Genomic DNA, 18338 nt, shown 5'->3' on the forward strand with positions numbered 1-18338 from the left:
GAACAAGGCGAAGATGGATCGGCATGACGGGAAGCGAGATACAGGATCTGCTGGTGGCGGCGTTGGCGCGCAAAAGCGGCGGCAGTGCGCGCAGCTGGCGGCTGGCCATCGGCCCGGTCCGCGTCTACGACGCCAGGACGCACCCGTTGTGCAATTGGTCGGTGACGCCGTCCGGCAGCGTGCGTGAAATTGCCGCGATCGAGCATCTGCTCGACACCGTACGGCTGAGCCACCCGATGGTTACCGGGGCCTGAGCCACCCGAAGACTGTTGCGAACCCTTCGCACAAACCATAGGTCAGCCAGGCGGCGCGCGGCGCGTTGCGGTGGCAAACAGAGAGCGATCGTCATCGACAGTTCTACCCCCGACGGCCCGACGCCCACGCCCCGCGGCAACCGCGCGTTGCGTGCCGGCTGGCTGGTGCTGGGGCTGATCTGCGTGGCGCTGGGGGTGATCGGCGCGATCGTGCCGCTGATGCCGACCACCATCTTCCTGATCCTGGCGGCCGGCTGTTTCGCCCGCTCGTCGCCCCGGCTGGAGGCCTGGCTGCTCGATCACAAGCGCTTCGGCCCCACGTTGCGCGCGTGGCGCGCGGAAGGGGCGATCCCGCGCCGCGGCAAGATCGCCGCCTGTTGCGGGATGGCGCTCGGCTTCGTGCTGTTCCTGCTCGGCGCGCATCCGGGCTGGCTTCCCGCGCTGCTGGTCGCGGCGCTGATCGGCGGATGCGCCGCCTATGTCGTGTCGCGCCCGTCGCCGACCTGACCGGCTAGCGCACGATCCAGCGCGGATGACCGTCCGCGCTCAGCACGATATCGGGCACGCCGATCGGGTCGCTGCCCGTCTCCACCCAGCCGGCCCCCGAACAATGATCGCAGATCGCGCGCTTGCAGCGGAAGCTGACCAAGTCGATCTCGACATTCCATTGCCCGTGGCCGCGACATATCGTGCAGCGGCTGTCGAGCGTGCCGTTGCGCGGCTGTAGCGGCACGATATCGAATGCGTGCGGACTGTCCGGCCCAGTACAATAGACGATGTTGCTGTCATGCGGCATTTGGGCGTCCCTGATGAGAAGTGCTCAACGCCGAGCGCGGCGCTTCGCTCCCACTGCGGGCACTGCGCGATCCCGACCGGCGCGCACCGCCACGCGGCACTTTAAACAGCGTGTAGCAGATAGAACCAAAATTGTTTGAATTTAAGTGATGAGTTTCGCGCAGCACTACAAGTATTAGCAGTCGACATTGGAACACCATATATTATATCGAGCGCACCAATTGGGTCGTGCTGGCGCCGCCAGCAACCAAGAATTCAGGAGCGCTTCCATGTCTGATGACACAACACTCGACGCCGTCGAACTTGCTGCCGAACTGACCATCGCCTGGCTCGGCAACCAGAACAACCGCGTTTCGGCAGAAGACGTGCCAGCATTCCTGCGCACGATGTACAGCACGGTGAGCGAACTTTCTGGCGCTGCCGGAACATCCGCTGATGCCGGCGAAGAAACCGCCCCCGAGCAGGAATATACTGCCGCGGTCAGCGTGCGAAAGTCTCTGGCTTCCAAAGATCACATCATCTCGATGATCGACGGCAAGCCTTACAAGACGTTGCGCCGGCATCTTTCCACCCACGGCATGACCCCTGAACAATATCGCGAACGTTATAATCTCAAGGCCGATTATCCGATGGTCGCCGAGACCTATTCGGAACAGCGCCGCGCCATGGCGCACCGCATCGGCTTGGGCCAGAAGGGCCGCGCCGCGCGTGCCGCCTCGTCCGAGACTGCCGCTGCCGCCGGCGCCGTCGCCGACAAGCCCAAGCGCGGTCGCCGTCCAGCCAGCGCCGAATAACGGAAACAACCGCGCGGTCCCCACGGGATCGCGCGGTCGGTTAGACGGTGAAGCTTTCGCCGCAGCCGCACGCACCCTTGGCGTTGGGGTTCTGGAACACGAAGCCGGCGGCGAAATCGTCCTCCACCCAATCCATCGTGCTGCCGATCAGATACAGGATCGAGCCGCCATCGACGAACAACGTGCCGCCCGGCGTGTCGATGCGCTCGTCGAACGGTTTCGCCTCGGTGACGTAATCGACCGAATAGGCCAGCCCGGAACAGCCGCGGCGCGGCGTGGACAGCTTGACGCCGATCGCCTCGGCCGGCGCCTTGCCCATCAGCTCGGCGATGCGCGCGTGCGCCGAGGGCGTCAGGTTGAGCGCCGCAGGGCGCGGGCGAGCGATCGTGGCCATCACAACATCCCCAATTCGAGCTTGGCGTCGTCGCTCATCTTCTGCGGATCCCAGGCCGGATCCCACACCAGATTGACCTCGGACGTTCCAACTCCCGGTACCGCGCCGACGCGCAATTCGACTTCCATCGGCATCGATTCCGCCACCGGACAATTGGGCGTGGTCAGCGTCATGGTCACCACGGCATGGCCGTCGGCGGTGACGTCGACGCCGTAGATCAGCCCGAGATCGTAGATGTTGACCGGGATTTCCGGATCGTAGATTTCCTTCAACGCATCGACGACAGCCTCGTACAGCGCCCCGCCCGGCTCGCCCGGCACGTCGCCGGCCGGCTTCTGCGCCAAAAAGCCTTCGAGATAGTCGCGCTTGCGCTCGGCTGGCGCGGCGAACGGTTCCGGCGCCTCGACGCGGGCGCGCGGCGGCGCGGCGACGGCGCTTACTTCTTCGATCGCTATGCTGCGTTCTTCGTTCATCCGAAGATCCTCGTTACTCGTTGAATACCCGCCACTAGTGCGTCCACGTCGGCGGCCGAATTATACACGCCGAAGCTCGCCCGGGCGGTCGCATCGACACCCAGCACCTGCATCAGCGGCTGCGCGCAATGATGTCCGGCGCGGATCGCCACCTTCGCTTCGTCCAAGATGGTGCCGATGTCATGCGGATGCACCCCCTCGATACTGAACGAGACGATCCCAGCGCTGTCCTCCGGCCCAAACAGGGTGACCGAATTGATCTGCGACAGCGCGTCGCGGGTCTTGGCGACGAGCGCGGTTTCGTGCGCGTGGATCGCGTCGAGGCCGACGCTTTCGACATAGTCGATCGCCGCATGCAGACCGAGCACGCCGACGATATGCGGCGTGCCGGCCTCGAACCGACCCGGCGGCGGCGCATAGGTCGTCTTCTCGAACGTGACCTTGTCGATCATTGCGCCGCCGCCCTGATAGGGCGGCATCGCCTCAAGCAAGTCGCCCCTGCCCCACAGCACGCCGATGCCCGTCGGGCCGTACAGCTTGTGGCCGGAGAAGACGTAGAAATCGCATTCGAGCGCGGCGACATCGACCGCCATGCGCGGCACCGCCTGGCAACCGTCGAGCAGGATTTTCGCGCCGACGCTGTGGGCGATATCCGCAGCCCGACGCGCGTCGAGCACCGAGCCGAGCACGTTGGAGACGTGCGCCAGCGCGACGAGCTTGTGCGCGGGCGTGATCATCGCCTGCATCGCATCCAGATCGATGCGGTGATCGGCGGTCAGCGGGATCACGTCGATCGCGGCGCCGACGCGCTCGGCAACCATCTGCCACGGCACGATATTGCTGTGATGCTCGAGCTGGGAGAGCAAGATGCGGTCGCCGGCCTTGAGCTGCGTGCCGGCCCAGCACTGCGCGACGAGGTTGATCCCCTCGGTCGCGCCGCGGACGAAGACGATCTCGTCGGGCGTGGTCGCGCCGATGAAGCTTGCGACCTTCTTGCGCGCGGCTTCATAGGCGAGCGTCATGTCGGCCGAGCGCTGGTACACGCCGCGATGGACGGTGGCATAATCGGTGTCGTAGCCTCGCGTGATCGCATTGATGACCACTTGCGGCTTCTGCGCGGTGGCGGCGGTGTCGAGATAGGCCCAGCCGCTGGGGATGGCAGGGAAATCAGTCACGCGGTCGAGCGGGCGGGTGTCGAGAAGGACGCTCATCTTCCCCCCTCCCGTTTGCGGGAGGGGCCGGGGGTGGGCTCCCGGCCAACGGCAAACGCAGCGCTACCGGTAAGCGCGAGCCCACCCCTAACCCCTCCCGCAAGCGGGAGGGGGATAAGAACAGCGCGTATCACAACATCCGCTCCAACGCCGCCTGCGCTGCCGCTTCGATGCGCTCCCGCTCGCCGGCATCCGCGATGCCCTCGAACACACTGGCGATGAACGCGCGCAGCAACAGCGCCTTAGCCTCGGCCGGCGCGATCCCGCGCGAGGCGAGATAGAATAAGGCGTTGGCATCCAGCTCGCCGACCGTCGCGCCATGCGCGCACTTCACGTCGTCGGCGTAGATTTCCAGCTCGGGCTTGGCATTGGCGGTGGCGGTGCGCGACAGCAGCGTCGCCTTCACGCTCTGCGACGCATCGGTCTTCTGCGCATGCCGCGCGACCGCGACCTTACCGAGGTACGAACCCGTCGCCCGGCCCGCGAGCACCGAGCGCACGACCTGATTGGAGCTCGCGTTCGGCTCGATATGGTTGAGCGTCGTGACGATCTCCAGCGTCTGATCGCCCCCGCCGAGGATCGCCCCGCCGAGCTCGAAATGCGCGCCTTCGTGGCACGTCACGTCGATCGTCACGCGACCAAGCTTGCCGCCGATGTTGAGGACATGGAACGTCGCGGTAGCCCCGGCGCGCAGGATGACGCGGTAATCGCGGATCGCGACGGCATCGAGCGCGTCATCCTGCAGGATGACGCGCGAGATCGACGTGCCGGCGGGGACATCGATGACTTCCGGCGCGGGCACGGGCCAGACCGAGGCGACAGCCTGCAGATCACTGTAGCGCCAGCTTTCATCCCTCCGTGTGGGGAGTGTTGCAACGTTCATAACCAGCGCACCATCTCTGCGCCCTCAGCACCTCTGCGCGAACCAATCTTTTTTGTTCGCGCAGAGGCGCGAAGGACGCTGAGAAGAAGGGGAGAATGTTTGCCTGCGGCGCTCATGCCATCACCGCCGCATAGCCTTCGCTCTCCAACTCCAGCGCCAGTTCCGCACCACCGCTGCGGATGATCCGCCCGCCGGCCAGCACGTGGACAAAGTCCGGCTTCACGTAATCGAGCAGCCGCTGGTAATGCGTGATGAGGATCACCGCCTTGTCCGGCTGGCGCATGATGCGGTTGATGCCGTCGCCGACGACGCGCAGCGCATCGATGTCGAGCCCGGAATCGGTCTCGTCGAGGATCGCGAGGCGCGGGCCGATAATGCCCATCTGCACCATCTCGTTGCGCTTCTTCTCGCCGCCGGAAAAACCGACATTGACCGGCCGCTTGAGCATCTCCTGATCCATGCTCAGCGCATCGGCCTGCGCGCGGGCGAGCTTGAGGAATTCGGCGCCGGACAGCGGCTTTTCGTCACGCAGGCGGCGCTGCGCGTTGAGCGCCTCGCGCAGGAACTGCACGTTGGACACGCCGGGGATCTCGACCGGATATTGGAAGCCGAGGAACAGGCCGGCGGCGGCGCGCTCATGCGGCGCCATTTCGAGCAGGTCCACCCACGCTCCGGCATCCCGGACTTGATCCGGGATCGCGCTGCCTTCGGCGGCGGCAGCGAAGCTGGGCCCCGGCTCAAGGCCGGGGTGACGGGCGGGCTGGAACTGCACGCTGCCGGCAGTCACGTCATAGCCGGGCCGCCCGCCCAACACATAGCCGAGCGTCGATTTGCCCGCGCCGTTGGGGCCCATGATGGCATGGACTTCGCCCGCATTGACGCTGAGCGACAGGCCCTTGAGGATTTCCTTGCCGTCGATTTCGGCGTGGAGGTTTTCAATCTTCAGCATTACTTTTCACCATTAGATCTGATCGACCGGATTTGCGTCAGGGCTTCCTGCTCGGCCGCCAGCCGCAAGGCGGCGACACGGTCGATCGCCTGTTCCTTGGTCGCGCCCGCCTTTATTTCGGCGAACATCGCAGCGCTCCCGGACGCGAGATTGACCCTCATACAGTTAGAGCGCGCCGCCTCCAGAACGACCCGGTCGTCGTCCTTTGCCTGCGCCAACGTCGCAGCTTGCTTGAGCAGACATTTGCGAAAGGGTTCATACTTTTCACGGCCTGGCGAGGCGCCATCCGCGACGACGGCCTGCAAAAGCAACAGCCAGATGATCACCCCACGCTCCCCTCAAGGCTAATCCCCAACAACTTCTGCGCCTCGACCGCAAACTCCATCGGCAATTGCTGCAGCACTTCGCGCGCGAAGCCATTGACGATCAGCGCCACCGCGCTCTCCGAATCCAGCCCGCGCTGCATCGCGCAGAACATTTGGTCGTCGGAGATTTTCGACGTGGTCGCCTCATGCTCGATCTGCGCAGTCGGGTTGCGCACTTCGATATAGGGCACGGTATGCGCGCCGCACTGGTCGCCGAGCAGCAGGCTGTCGCACTGCGTGAAGTTGCGCACGCCCTCCGCGGTCGGCGCGACGCGCACCAGCCCGCGATACGTGTTGTCCGAGCGGCCAGCGGAGATGCCCTTGGCGACGATGGTCGAGCGCGAGCCCTTGCCGAGATGGATCATCTTGGTGCCGGTATCGGCCTGCTGGCGATTGTTGGTCACCGCGACGGAATAGAATTCGCCGACGCTATTCTCGCCCGACAGCACGCAGGACGGATATTTCCACGTGATCGCGCTGCCCGTCTCGACCTGCGTCCAGCTAACCTTGCTGTTCCGCCCCGAGCACAACGCCCGCTTGGTGACGAAATTATAGATCCCGCCCTTGCCGTTCTCGTCGCCGGGATACCAGTTCTGCACGGTCGAGTACTTGATCTCGGCATCGTCGAGCGCGACCAGTTCCACCACCGCTGCATGCAGCTGGTTCTCGTCGCGCATCGGCGCGGTGCAGCCTTCGAGATAGGAGACGTACGAACCCTTGTCGGCAACGATCAGCGTGCGTTCGAACTGGCCGGTATTCTCGGCATTGATGCGGAAATAGGTGCTCAGTTCCATCGGGCAACGCACCCCCTCCGGAATATACACGAAGGTCCCGTCGCTAAACACGGCGGCGTTGAGCGCGGCGAAATAGTTATCGTGGATCGGCACGACGCGGCCCAGCCACTTGCGCACCAGATCGGGATATTCCTTGATCGCCTCGGAGATCGAGCGGAAGATCACGCCCGCGGCTTCGAGTTCCTTGCGGAACGTGGTCGCCACTGAGACGCTGTCGAACACGGCGTCGACCGCGACACGACGCTTGGGCGTGCCGTCGGCCTCCGTCTCCACCACGCCGGCAAGCATCTTCTGCTCGGAGATCGGAATGCCGAGCTTCTCATAGACGCGCAGGATCTCAGGATCGACTTCGTCGAGGCTGCCGAGCTTCGGTTTGGCCTTTGGCTCGGCGTAATAATAGGCATCCTGGTAATCGATCGGATCGATCTCCAGCTTGGCCCAATCCGGCGTCTCCAGCGTCAGCCACAGGCGATACGCCTTCAGCCGCCAGTCGAGCATCCATTGCGGCTCGTTCTTCTTGGCGGAGATGAAGCGCACCGTGTCTTCGGACAGCCCCTTCGGGGCGAATTCCTGTTCGATGTCCGAATGGAAACCCCATTCGTACGTCTTGTTCGCGGCCTCATAGGCTTCGGCGTTCTTCGTGGCCATCTTAGTTCAAGACCTCAGTGCCCCGGCGCAGGCCGGGGTCCAGTTGGGAAGGTTGCGGTCGGACAGCGGTGGCGTCCGCCATCTGCTGGTCCACGGCTGGGCCCCGGCCTTCGGGGTCCCCAGAAAATAGTCCTTTCTGCGGTGCCCCGTCGCCGGGGAACACGGACAGACTAGCAAGACTGACGCTTGCCAGCGCGCCGCGCACGGCGCCGTTGACCACATTCCAGTGCGGCTTCACCTGGCACGTTTCCTCCGCCTTGCAGTCGCGCGATGCGTGCTCGACACAGGAGGTCAGCGCGATCGGCCCCTCGACCGCCTCGATGATCTCGGCGAGGTTGATCGCCGAGGGTGGCCGCGACAGGCGAAAACCGCCGCCGGTGCCGCGCGCGCTTTCGATCAGCCCGGCCGCGGACAGCCGGCTGACCAGTTTCTGCACTGTCGGCAGCGGCACGCTGGTCTCCTCGGCGAGCAGAGTCGCATTGAGCCGCGCCACGCCACCGCAATGGCGCGCGGCGGCGGACATCATCACGACCGCATAATCGGCAAGGCTCGAAAGACGCATAGTTGCGAGACGTTCTCAAATCGGACTAAATTGTTCCGATTGCCTATTTGGGGATGGGGGCGTGTTAGTCAACCACCTTCATTCCTCCCCCAGTGTGCTGGGGGAGGGGGACCGCCCGCTTTCTTCAAGCGGGTGGTGGAGGGGTTCTTGCTACAAGCGCTCCACTCGCGGCCTACCCCTCCACCACGCGCTACGCGCGCGGTCCCCCTCCCCGAGCAAGCTCGGGGAGGAATGGGTTACGTCCCACTCACCATCGGGCTGACCTGCCCGTCCAACGCCACGCGCTGGGCGAAGGTCAGTTGCTGCAACGCGCCCGGATCGGCGCGGATTTGGCGCGGGGTGAGGCCGGTGAACTGCTTCACTTCGCGGATCAGATGCGATTGATCGTAGAAACCGCGCCCGATGACATCGTCGAGATTCTCGTCCGACATGTGCAGCGCCACCGCCGCGCGCAGCGCGCGATATTTGCGCGCGAGTAATTTGGGTGGCGCGCCATAGAGCGCATTGCATTTGCGCTCCACCTGCCGGCGCGACAGCCCGGTCTGCACCACCAGGTCTTCGATATCGGGCGAGGTCGAAGCCGACAGCCAGCCGTCGACCTGCTGCACGAACCCGCAGGTGGACGCATCGCCGTGCTGGACCAGTTCGCGGATCAGCGGTTCGGCAATGGCGACGCACGCGGCAATGTCCGGCGCCGACGCCAAGGCCGCTGCCGCGATGCGCAGCCGCGCCGCACCGAACAGCAAGGTGGCATCGAGCGTGCGGTTGAGCACGCTCGAGGCTTCGCTGCCGATCATCGCCCCCCAACCGGCCGGCGTCACGCCCATGCCGAACAGCCGCGCCGGGCCGGGCGCGCGCACATGGATCGGCCCGCTGGTCGGCCCGATGATATGAATATCCGGCGGTGACTGTTCGGTACCGTCGATAAAACGATAGGTCTGGCCGCCCGGCGTCAGGCGGAAGCGGAATTGCGCATGATCGGCGCGCTCGTGATCCTCGAACAGCGGCGTATCGACGGCGAACAGATAGAATACCGTGATATAGTCGGTAAGATCACCCGACGGCACGGCATAATCGAGCTGCATGTGCGGCAAGACCGCCTCCCCCAGTTTCGTTTTATCTCGCCATGTTATACTGAATGAGCCCTAAAGAAAAGCGGCCCGGACGGTATACCGTCCGGGCCGTGAGGGAAAGAACCCTCTGTTGCGAAAGGATTCCTTGGGTCGCGCTCGACCTTTAGGACGAACCCGATGTGGTTGTATTGGACGAATCCGCCACGCGCGGCAGCAGCGCGCCGCTTTGACCGCACGCCGGTGGAATGCCATGGGCGCATCATGCTGTTTCCCCTCCTCCGCCCGGCGCTGTTCGCGCTCGATGCCGAACGCGCACACGGCCTGACCATCGCCGCGCTTGCCGCCTGGGGGGGCAAGGGCGGCGCGCCGGTGGCAGACCCGCTGTTGCGCAGCATGGTCGCCGGGCTGGAATTCGCCAATCCGATCGGGCTGGCCGCCGGGGTCGACAAGGACGGGCGCGCCATCGACGGGTTCTTCGGGCTGGGGCTGGGCAGCGTCGAGATCGGCACGCTGACGCCGATCGCCCAGGCCGGCAACGCCAAGCCGCGCATTTTTCGGCTGCGCGAGGATCGCGCGATCATCAACCGGCTGGGCTTCAACAATGGCGGCATCGACGCCGCTTTGCCCCGCGCCCGCGCGGCCAAACGGCGCGGCCGACTCGGCATCAATGTCGGCGCCAATAAGGAGGCGAGCGACCGCGTCAGCGATTATGTCACCGGCGTCACCAAGGCGGCGGCGATCGCCGATTACGTCACGATCAACATTTCCAGCCCCAACACGCCGGGGCTGCGCGATCTGCAGCACGGCGCCGCCTTGGCCGAATTGCTCGCCGCCGCCGATGCCGCGCGCCGGCACGGCGACCGCCGTCCGCCGTTGTTCCTGAAGGTCGCCCCCGATCTTACCGCGCGCGAGATTGACGGCATTGCCCGCGCCGCGATCGAGCACGGCATCGACGCGCTGATCGTCAGCAATACGACGCTGTCGCGCCCCGCGCTGCGCTCGGCGAATGCCAAGGAAACCGGTGGCTTGTCCGGCGCGCCGCTTGCCGCGCTCGCCCGCACCCGCCTGACCGATTTCCGCACCGCCACCGGCGCCGCGCTTCCGCTGATCTCAGTCGGTGGCATCGACAGCGCCGACGAGGCCTATGCCCGCATCCGCGCCGGGGCGAGCCTGGTGCAACTCTATTCCGCGCTGGTCTTCGCCGGGCCGGGGCTGCCGCGGCGCATCGCTACCGGGCTGGCGGCACTGCTCAAGCGCGACGGCTTCGGGTCGGTCGCCGAGGCCATCGGCGCCCGGTAACGGCGGCGGCAGCTTGCACGCCGCCGCGACCACGTTACGGTTGGCCGCGATGAACAAGCTCCTCCTCGCGCTGACCGCGCTCACCCTGCCCGCTATCGCTTCGGCGCAAGGCATGGTCACCTCCGCCGATCCACGCGCGACGCTCGCCGGGCAGGAAATCCTGCGCGAAGGCGGCACTGCGGCCGATGCGGCGATGGCGATGCTGCTCGCGCTGACCGTGGTCGAGCCGCAATCCAGCGGCATTGGCGGCGGCGGCTTTCTGCTGCACCATGACGGCACGACCGGCATGATCGATACGATCGACGGCCGTGAGACCGCGCCCGCCGCGGCCACGCCCGATCGCTTCCTCGGCCCCGACGGCAAGCCCAAGCCGTTCTTCGACGCTTTCCCCGGTGGCACGTCGATCGGCGTGCCCGGCAATGTCCGGCTCATGGCGCTAACCCATGCGCGCTGGGGCAAGCTGCCGTGGAAGACGTTGTTCGCCCCCGCGATCAAGCTGGCCGAAGACGGCTATCAGGTCACCCGGCCGATGAACGCGGGCATCACCATGACCTCACGGCTGTGGGGCGACTTCCCCGACATCGCCAAGCTCTACAGCGACGATGGCAAGCCGCTCGCCATCGGCACACCGGTCAAGAACCCCAAGCTGGCCAAATACCTCCGCAAGCTTGCCGATGGTGGCCCCGAGGCGTTCTACGCGGGCGACAATGCCAAGACGATCGTCGACACCGCCACCCGCAGCAAGGTCTCGCCGAGCGACCTCACGCTCGCCGATCTCGCCGCCTATCGGGCCAAGCCGCGCCCCGCCGTGTGCGGCAAATACCGCGCCTACAAGATTTGCGGCATGGGCCCGCCCTCGTCCGGCGCGATCACCGTGCTGCAGATCCTCGGCATGCTCGAACGCTTCGACATGGCCAAATTGGGCAAGCACTCGCCCGTCGCCTGGCATTTGATCGGCGAGGCGATGCAGCTCGCTTATGCCGATCGCGACACCTATCTCGGCGACACCGATTTCGTTTCCGTGCCGCTCGCCGGGCTGATCGACCCGGCCTATATAAAATCGCGCTCGCGGCTGATCTCGGCCAGCAAGACGCTGGCCAGCTATACGCCCGGCACCCCGCCCGGCGCCGAGCCGCGCACCCACGCCCCGTCTGGCGAAGTACCGAGCACGACGCATTTCATCGCCGTCGATGGCCGCGGCGATATCGTCACGATGACCTCGACCGTCGAGGGGCCGTTCGGCAGCCAGCTGATTGCCAACGGCTACGTGCTTAACAACGAGCTGACCGATTTCACCTTCGCGCCGGAAAAGAACGGCATGGCGGTGGCCAACCGCGTCGAGGGCGGCAAGCGGCCCCTGTCCTCTATGTCGCCGACGATCGTTTATGATGCGGCGGGCAAGCCAATCTTCACCGTGGGCGCCGCCGGCGGCCGCACGATCATCATGCAGGTCGCCAAGGCGCTGATCGCGCATCTCGACTGGAAGGAAAGCGCGCAAGACTCGATCGGCGAAGGGCTGGTCTTCTTCAACAAGGACGGCCTGGTGCTCGAACAGGGCACCGCGCGGGAAGCCCTGCTCGCGCCGCTCGAACAGCTCGGGCACAAGGTCGTGGTCGCCAAGCTGGGCCTCAAGGCCAATGCCGCCGAACTAACCCCGACCGGCTGGGTCGGTGCAGCCGACCCGCGCAGCGTGGGCACCGCACTCGCCCAATAATAGTCACGCTATCCTCCGGGACCGCGCTTGCCCTTCGACAAGTGCGGACCGACCGCGCTAGAGTCCGCACTAAGGCCGAAAAGAAGCCGTCCAGGAGAAGCCCATGACCGCGCGTCAGCTCGAATATTTCCCCAATCTCGTGACCATGTTCTTCACCCGTGCACGCGAGGAAGGCGACAAGCCGTTCCTGTGGCACAAAGCGGGCGGCGCCTGGGTCTCGCTCAGCTGGGCAGACGCGGCAAAACAGGTCGCCAGCCTGGCCGCGGGCCTTACCGCGATCGGCCTCGAACGCGGCGACCGTGTCATGCTGGTCAGCGAGAACCGCCCCGAATGGTGCATCAGCGATCTCGCCATCATGGCCGCGGGCTGCGTGACGGTGCCGACATACGTCACCAATACCGAGCGCGATCACGCGCATATCATCGAGAATTCGGGCGCCCGCGCGGTGATCGTGTCGAACGCCAAGCTGGCCAAGACCTTGCTGCCCGCCGCGATCCGCGCCTCGCAGGCCAAGATCGTCATCGGCATCGACGAATTGCGCGTCACCCAGGGTCTGGAATGGCATGGCTGGCACGCATTGATCGCCGATCACCCGACCAGCGCCGAAACCGCCGCCGCCAAGGCGAATTTCGTGCGCGAGGATCTGGCCTGCATCATCTACACCAGCGGCACTGGCGGCAGCCCACGCGGCGTGATGCAGCATCACGGCGCGATCCTGCACAATGCGGCCGGCTGCACCTCGGTGATTTCGGAAGATTTCGGCTGGGGCGATGACGTGTTCCTGTCGTTCTTGCCGCTCAGCCATGCCTATGAACATACCGGCGGCCAGCATTTCGCGATCGGCCTGGGCGGGCAGATCTATTATGCCGAGGGGCTCGACAAGCTCGCTGCCAATATCGAGGAGACTCGCCCGACGATCATGTTCGTCGTGCCCCGCCTGTTCGAAGTGCTGCGCACGCGCATCACCAAGGCAGTCGAGAATCAGGGCGGCGTATCGGCCTATCTGCTCAAGGTCGCGCTGGATGTCGGCGTGCGCGAGTATGAAGGCCGGCTGCGGCTGATCGATCGCCCCCGCCAGTTGCTGGTCAACAGCGTGTTCAAGCCGCGCATCGCCAAGAAGTTCGGCGGGCGGATGAAGGCGATGGTCTCGGGCGGCGCGCCGCTCAACCCGGAAATCGGCATCTTCTTCCAGTCGATCGGTCTCACCTTTTTGCAAGGGTATGGGCAGACCGAAGCCGGCCCGGTGATCTCGTGCAACCGCCCCGCCGCCGGCGTGCGCATGGATGGCGTCGGCCCACCCCTGCCCAATACCGAAGTGCGCATCGCCGAGGATGGCGAGATCCTGGTGCGTGGCGAACTCGTCATGCACGGTTACTGGCGCAACGAAGCGGAAACCGCACGTGTGCTCCAGCCAGCCCCGGCAGAGCCCGGCAAGGCCCCCTGGCTGCACACCGGCGATATCGGCGAGATCGACGCCGCCGGCCGGATCAGGATCACCGATCGCAAGAAGGACATCATCGTCAACGACAAAGGCGAGAATGTCGCGCCGCAAAAGGTCGAGGGCATGTTGACGCTGCAGAACGAGATCGCCCAGGCGATGATCTATGGCGATCGCAAGCCGTATATGGTCGCGGTGATCGTGCCCGATCCCGATTGGACGCAGGAATGGTGCGCCAAGAATGGCGATGTGTGCAATTTCAAGCGCCTGGCGGAAAATAGCGAGTATCGCACCGCGATCGGCCACGCCGTCGAGCGGGTGAACAAGGAACTGGCGGTAACCGAGCGGGTGCGGCGCTTCGTGCTGGCCGACACCGCGTTCGGCATCGAGAATGAGCAGATGACCCCGTCGCTAAAGATCCGGCGCCACGTGCTGAAGCAGGTCTATGGGGCCAGGTTGGACGGGCTGTATAAAGCTACTTAAATTCCTCCCCAAGCTTGCTCGGGGAGGGGGACCGATCGCGAAGCGAATGGTGGAGGGGTACGCCGCAACCGTTGCGCGTGCCGAAATACCCCTCCACCATTTGCCGAAGAGGCAAATGGTCCCCCTCCCCCAGCGAAGCTGGGGGAGGAATAGGGATTACCGCCCGGCCTTTTTCGTCGTCGCCGCCGCAGGAACCGCCGCCACCGGCGCCACCACTGGCGCCGCCTCAACCAAGCTCACCGCCTTGCCATCCTTGCCCCGCGGCAGCACCGCCATCGTCCAATCGACATCCGGCCGCAGATATTTCGCTGCGATCTGCTGCAGCTGCACCGCGGTCATGCTGCCAATCCCGCGGAACATATTGCGCAACGCGTCAATCCGCCGCGGGTCATACGTCCCGCCCTGCAACTGGTTGAGCCAGAAGGTATTGCCGGTCGCCTGGCGCAGGATCAGTTCCTTCATCGGCGTCAGCGTGCGCTGCAGCTCGTCGTCGCCGATCGGCTTGGCGACCAGGTCGGCGGCGATCTCGCGCGACATTTTGAAGAACAGCCCGACATTGTTCGGGGCGACCTGCCCGATCGCGAACAATCGCCCGCCCGACGCCAGCCCCTCGGGCCACTGGCTCTGCACGCTCGGCGAATAGCTCGCCCCGGCCTCGGAGCGTAGGCGATCGAACAGGCGATCGCTGAACACCGCCGCCAGCACGTCGAGCGCATTGCTGTCCGACGCCAATTCGACGCCGCCGCCGGTCGGCCACACGATCACCGCCGCGGCCTGCGTCTCCGGCCCGCCATGCGTCAGGATCAACGGCGACACGTTATGCGCCGGAAACTTGACCGGCGGTGCGGCGCGGGTCGGTGCGGCACGCGCCGGCAGCGCGCCGATGCTCGCCGCGACCGCCTTGATCGCCGCCTCGGCATTGATGTCGCCGAACACCTGCACTTCGATCGGCCCCTCGGCCAGCACCGGTTCCCACAAAGCGCGGAAATTGGCTGGCGTCGTGGCATTGACCTCGTCCACGCTTGGCGTGCCCCAGCGTGGGTCGCCATCGTGCAGCAATCCTTCCAGCTCGCGCGCCAGTACGCCATCGGGCGAGGCGTCGAACCCGGCATAGCTGGCCAGCGCCAGCGATTTGGCGCGCGTCACCGGATTGGGATCCCAGCCCGGTGCCGCCATGCGCGCCGCAATCAGCCGGAGCTGATCGGCTAGGTCGCCCGGCGACGTCATCGAGCCATAGACGAAGGCATCTTCGCCGACATCGAAATCGAGCCCGATGCGGCGCCCGGCGGTCAATTGCTCGAGATCGCCCTGCCCGAGCTTGCCGATCCCGCCCGCGACCAGCGCCATGTCGCCGGCCCAGACCGGCGTCTCGCGGTCGGCCGGCAGCGCATTATAGCCGCCGCCGAAGCGCACGCGGACATAGACGCGCGTCGATTCCGCCGGGCTGACGCGCAGCATCAGCCGTACGCCGTTGGAGAAGACGACCTTCTCGGCGTCGAAATCCGGAATCTTTTCGCGGCTGACCACCGTCGCCGGGCGGCCGAGCTTTGGCAGCTTGGAGAAATCCACCTTGCCCTGGGCATTGCGCTTGCCCGCCAGGCCTGACACGTCGCTTTCCAACGCCGCCGCCAGCTTGGTCGCGGCGCTGCCATCAGGGGTCTGCGTGTTGACCAGAGCGCGCGTCACATCGCCGGCGAAGATCCGCTTGGTCGAGGCGAGCACGGTCTGTGGCGTGAACATCTTCTTGGCGATGGCGTCCTTCAGCACGGCATAGATCGTCGCCGGCGCCGTAGTGGTCTCGCGAATATCCACCGCTTCGACCATGTCGTCGGCCTGCGAGCCGCCCGCTTCGGCGCCCTGCGTCTCGACGCGGGTGCGCATCACGGTATCGAAATCGGCCAGTTCGCGCTGCACTTCGTCCGCGCTCGGCGGCGTCTTCAACGCGTCGGCGATCACCGCGCGCACGTCCTTCAACGCCGCCTCCCAATCGTTGCCGATCGGCAGGATCGAGACGAAGGTCAGGCTGGCCGAGCGCGATTCATCGCTGGTGCTCACGCTGGCGCGCAGGAAGCTGCCGCCGGCACGCGCCCGGGTCTCGAGCCGCCGGCTGATCACCCGCGCGGCGACCGAATCGACCAGCCGGTTCTGGTTCATCACGATCGTGTCGGACTGGTATTTCCACGGCTTCAGCGTCGCCATCATCACCACCGGCGGTAAGGTCGGCTCGGCGACCACCGCAGTGGCCGGCTGCTTGGGATCGGGCTTGCCGAAATCGGGATCGGCCGGGTTCTTGCCCGTGCCTTTCCAGTCGGAAAAATTCTTGATCACCAGCCGCTCGAACATCGCCGGATCGAAATCGCCCGAGATCACCACGACCGCGCGCTCCGGCCGATACCAGCGATCGTGGAACGCCTTTACCTTGGCGGCATTGGCCGCGTTGAGCATGTCGATCGTGCCGATCGGCGAGCGATCGGCCAGCGGCTGGCCGGCGAAGAAGGTCTTCAGTTGCGCCTCGCTGAAGCGCACCTGCGGGCCCGGTGCTTCGCGCTGCTCGGCGAGCACCGCGGGGCGCTCGGCGGTCAGCGCGGCATCGGTGATGTTGGGCTTGCTGACCATCCCGGCCATGATCTTCAGGCTCTCGTCGAGCCGCGCCTCGTTGGCGCTGGGCAGATCGAGCTTGTACACTGTCTGGGTCGAGGTGGTCGAGGCATTGGTGTCCGATCCGAACGTCGTGCCCATGCGCTGCCAGATACGCTTCGCCTCGCCGTCCGGCACGAATTCGGAGCCGCGGAACGACAGATGCTCGATCAGATGCGCATAGCCCCGTTCGCTGTCGGTCTCCATCAGCGACCCGGCGTCCATCCGCACGCGCACCGAGACCTGGCCCGGCGGCACGCCATTCTTGCGCACAGCATAGCGCAGGCCGTTGGGCAACGTACCGAAATGCCATTCCGGATCGGGCTTGATGTCGCTGTCGACAAACAGCCAGTTGCGGCGATCGACCTGACCCGCTTGGACGACGCTGGCGGCAGCGACGGCGGTCTGCGGCGCGGCCTGTTGCCCTTGGGCGGGCAATGCGAGACCGAGCAGCAGGGCAAGGATCAGCGGACGGCGCGAGGCGCGCGATAGGACATGCATGGCCCCTGTCGTAGCGCGGGAATTCTGAACCCGCCAGTAACGTCATCTTTTGGACCAAGATTCTGCGTATGCTGGCCCCAGCGAGACGATCGACCATGTCGCCGGGTCAGGGTTTCCGGGCTGCCTGGCAAGAAAGGACGGCATCGTGCAAGTGACTGGCGCGCAAAGCAGAATGCGGCAAGATTCGGGCAATTGGCGTGCCGCGCCCGGCCCGCGCGTGCCTGATCTCACCGTCATCTCCAGCGCGCCCGAGCCTGGCGCACCGCTGCAGGCGGAACGCAACCGCCCGGCGCTGATCAAATATGGCAAGCATCTGCGCGGGCTGTTCGATCGACTGATCGCCTCCTCGTCCTTGGTGTCGAACGCTCCGGTGCTCGACATGCGCGATTTCGCCTGGACCGCGATGCTGCGCGATCATTGGCAGGTGATCCGCGACGAAGCAGTCGCCGTCGCGCTGCGCGGCGCGCCCAGCCTGGCGACGATCTCGCCCGATCACCGCGCGATCGCCAAGATCGATATGTGGCGATCGTTCTTCCTGTGGGGCTACGGCTTCCCGATCCCGGAAAACCTCGCCCGCTGCCCGGAGACGCAGCAGCTGGTCGAGCGTATCCCCGGGTTGGTCAGCGCATTCTTCTCGATCCTCGCGCCGGGCACGCACATTCCCGACCATCGCGGCGTCAGCAAAGGGCTGATCACCTGCCATCTCGGGCTGATCGTGCCGCAGGACGGCGACGTGCGCATGCGCATTGGCGATCGCATCGTGCGTTGGGCCGAAGGCGAGACATTGGTGTTCGACGATACCTACAGCCACGAAGTGTGGAACGAGACGCGGGGCACCCGCGTCGTCCTGCTGATCCAGTTCGCGCGGCCCCTGCGCCAGCCGGGCAAGGCGATCGCCGCCTTTTTCCTGGGCTGCGTGCGCCGCTCCGCGTTCGTGCAGGAAGCGCGGCGCAATATCGACAAGTGGAACGACGCGATCCGGCGGCTGGACGGTTGATGCTCCCCTCCCTGGAAGGGAGGGGTTGGGGGTGGGTCGGTGTGGGGCAGGCAAGACGCTCCCTCGATAGCAAC

At 65.7% G+C, this 18338-nt stretch carries 17 protein-coding genes and 1 pseudogene; 7 read left to right on the plus strand and 11 right to left on the minus strand.

The annotated features are described in order from the left end of the window. Window positions 1–23: 23 nt before the first annotated feature. Both U1739_RS06565 and U1739_RS06570 read left to right on the plus strand, forming a co-directional pair. Window positions 24–254 (plus strand): hypothetical protein, encoded by a 231-nt coding sequence (locus U1739_RS06565; protein WP_332705417.1) that lies wholly within the window; start codon window positions 24–26, stop codon window positions 252–254. Between the two features lie 147 nt (window positions 255–401). Beyond that, window positions 402–761 (plus strand): YbaN family protein, encoded by a 360-nt coding sequence (locus U1739_RS06570; RefSeq protein ID WP_332705420.1) that lies wholly within the window; start codon window positions 402–404, stop codon window positions 759–761. 4 nt (window positions 762–765) lie between these two features. On the opposite strand, the gene U1739_RS06575 is transcribed toward U1739_RS06570, so the two are convergent. Then, a complete protein-coding gene (locus tag U1739_RS06575) occupies window positions 766–1050 on the minus strand; it encodes a hypothetical protein (RefSeq protein ID WP_332705423.1) in 285 nt (94 codons plus the stop codon). Between the two features lie 268 nt (window positions 1051–1318). Between U1739_RS06575 and U1739_RS06580 the strand changes: the two genes are divergently transcribed. Continuing rightward, window positions 1319–1843 carry a Ros/MucR family transcriptional regulator gene (locus tag U1739_RS06580; RefSeq protein WP_332705426.1) on the plus strand — a complete coding sequence of 175 codons (525 nt, stop codon included), beginning with the start codon at window positions 1319–1321 and terminating at the stop codon, window positions 1841–1843. A 40-nt stretch (window positions 1844–1883) separates the two neighbouring features. Here the strand turns inward: U1739_RS06580 and U1739_RS06585 are convergent, their stop codons facing one another. The 9 genes and pseudogenes from U1739_RS06585 to U1739_RS06625 form a co-directional block, all read right to left on the minus strand. Continuing rightward, window positions 1884–2237: a HesB/IscA family protein gene (locus tag U1739_RS06585; RefSeq protein WP_332705429.1), complete on the minus strand. Its 354-nt coding sequence runs from the start codon at window positions 2235–2237 to the stop codon at window positions 1884–1886. Then, window positions 2237–2710, minus strand: coding sequence for an SUF system Fe-S cluster assembly protein (locus U1739_RS06590; RefSeq protein WP_332705432.1), 474 nt, complete (start codon window positions 2708–2710; stop codon window positions 2237–2239). Before U1739_RS06590 ends, U1739_RS06585 begins: the two co-directional genes overlap by 1 nt. Continuing rightward, window positions 2707–3921 carry a cysteine desulfurase gene (locus U1739_RS06595; protein ID WP_332705435.1) on the minus strand — a complete coding sequence of 405 codons (1215 nt, stop codon included), beginning with the start codon at window positions 3919–3921 and terminating at the stop codon, window positions 2707–2709. The genes U1739_RS06590 and U1739_RS06595 overlap by 4 nt, the downstream gene beginning before the upstream one ends. Window positions 3922–4051: 130 nt before the next feature. Next, entirely contained in the window at window positions 4052–4804 is a 753-nt protein-coding gene (locus tag U1739_RS06600; protein WP_332705438.1) for a SufD family Fe-S cluster assembly protein, read from the minus strand. 112 nt (window positions 4805–4916) lie between these two features. Next, window positions 4917–5753, minus strand: a complete 837-nt coding sequence (gene sufC / locus U1739_RS06605) for a Fe-S cluster assembly ATPase SufC (protein WP_332705441.1) — start codon at window positions 5751–5753, stop codon at window positions 4917–4919. Then, window positions 5753–6079 (minus strand): hypothetical protein, encoded by a 327-nt coding sequence (locus tag U1739_RS06610; protein ID WP_332705444.1) that lies wholly within the window; start codon window positions 6077–6079, stop codon window positions 5753–5755. The genes sufC and U1739_RS06610 overlap by 1 nt, the downstream gene beginning before the upstream one ends. Beyond that, on the minus strand, window positions 6076–7560 hold the full coding sequence (gene sufB / locus U1739_RS06615; protein ID WP_332705447.1) for a Fe-S cluster assembly protein SufB: 1485 nt from the start codon (window positions 7558–7560) through the stop codon (window positions 6076–6078). The genes U1739_RS06610 and sufB overlap by 4 nt, the downstream gene beginning before the upstream one ends. Before the next feature lie 154 nt (window positions 7561–7714). After that, window positions 7715–8122: pseudogene (locus tag U1739_RS06620) on the minus strand (SUF system Fe-S cluster assembly regulator); the annotation flags it as partial. A 236-nt stretch (window positions 8123–8358) separates the two neighbouring features. Beyond that, window positions 8359–9207 carry a helix-turn-helix transcriptional regulator gene (locus U1739_RS06625; RefSeq protein ID WP_332706571.1) on the minus strand — a complete coding sequence of 283 codons (849 nt, stop codon included), beginning with the start codon at window positions 9205–9207 and terminating at the stop codon, window positions 8359–8361. 249 nt (window positions 9208–9456) lie between these two features. Between U1739_RS06625 and U1739_RS06630 the strand changes: the two genes are divergently transcribed. From U1739_RS06630 to U1739_RS06640, 3 genes are all read left to right on the plus strand, one after another. Further along, window positions 9457–10494: a quinone-dependent dihydroorotate dehydrogenase gene (locus U1739_RS06630; RefSeq protein ID WP_332705450.1), complete on the plus strand. Its 1038-nt coding sequence runs from the start codon at window positions 9457–9459 to the stop codon at window positions 10492–10494. Window positions 10495–10543: 49 nt separating this feature from the next. Then, window positions 10544–12208: a gamma-glutamyltransferase gene (ggt, locus tag U1739_RS06635; RefSeq protein ID WP_332705453.1), complete on the plus strand. Its 1665-nt coding sequence runs from the start codon at window positions 10544–10546 to the stop codon at window positions 12206–12208. 103 nt (window positions 12209–12311) lie between these two features. After that, entirely contained in the window at window positions 12312–14129 is a 1818-nt protein-coding gene (locus tag U1739_RS06640; protein ID WP_332705456.1) for an AMP-dependent synthetase/ligase, read from the plus strand. 156 nt (window positions 14130–14285) lie between these two features. Here U1739_RS06640 and U1739_RS06645 read toward each other — a convergent pair whose 3' ends face one another. Continuing rightward, window positions 14286–17267 (minus strand): M16 family metallopeptidase, encoded by a 2982-nt coding sequence (locus U1739_RS06645; protein ID WP_332705459.1) that lies wholly within the window; start codon window positions 17265–17267, stop codon window positions 14286–14288. A gap of 172 nt (window positions 17268–17439) precedes the next feature. Here U1739_RS06645 and U1739_RS06650 point away from each other — a divergent pair, with 172 nt between their 5' ends. Next, a complete protein-coding gene (locus U1739_RS06650; protein WP_332705462.1) occupies window positions 17440–18264 on the plus strand; it encodes an aspartyl/asparaginyl beta-hydroxylase domain-containing protein in 825 nt (274 codons plus the stop codon). Window positions 18265–18338: the final 74 nt, after the last annotated feature.

It is taken from the genome of Parasphingomonas puruogangriensis (assembly GCF_036663635.1).
Taxonomy (GTDB): Bacteria; Pseudomonadota; Alphaproteobacteria; order Sphingomonadales; family Sphingomonadaceae; genus Sphingomonas.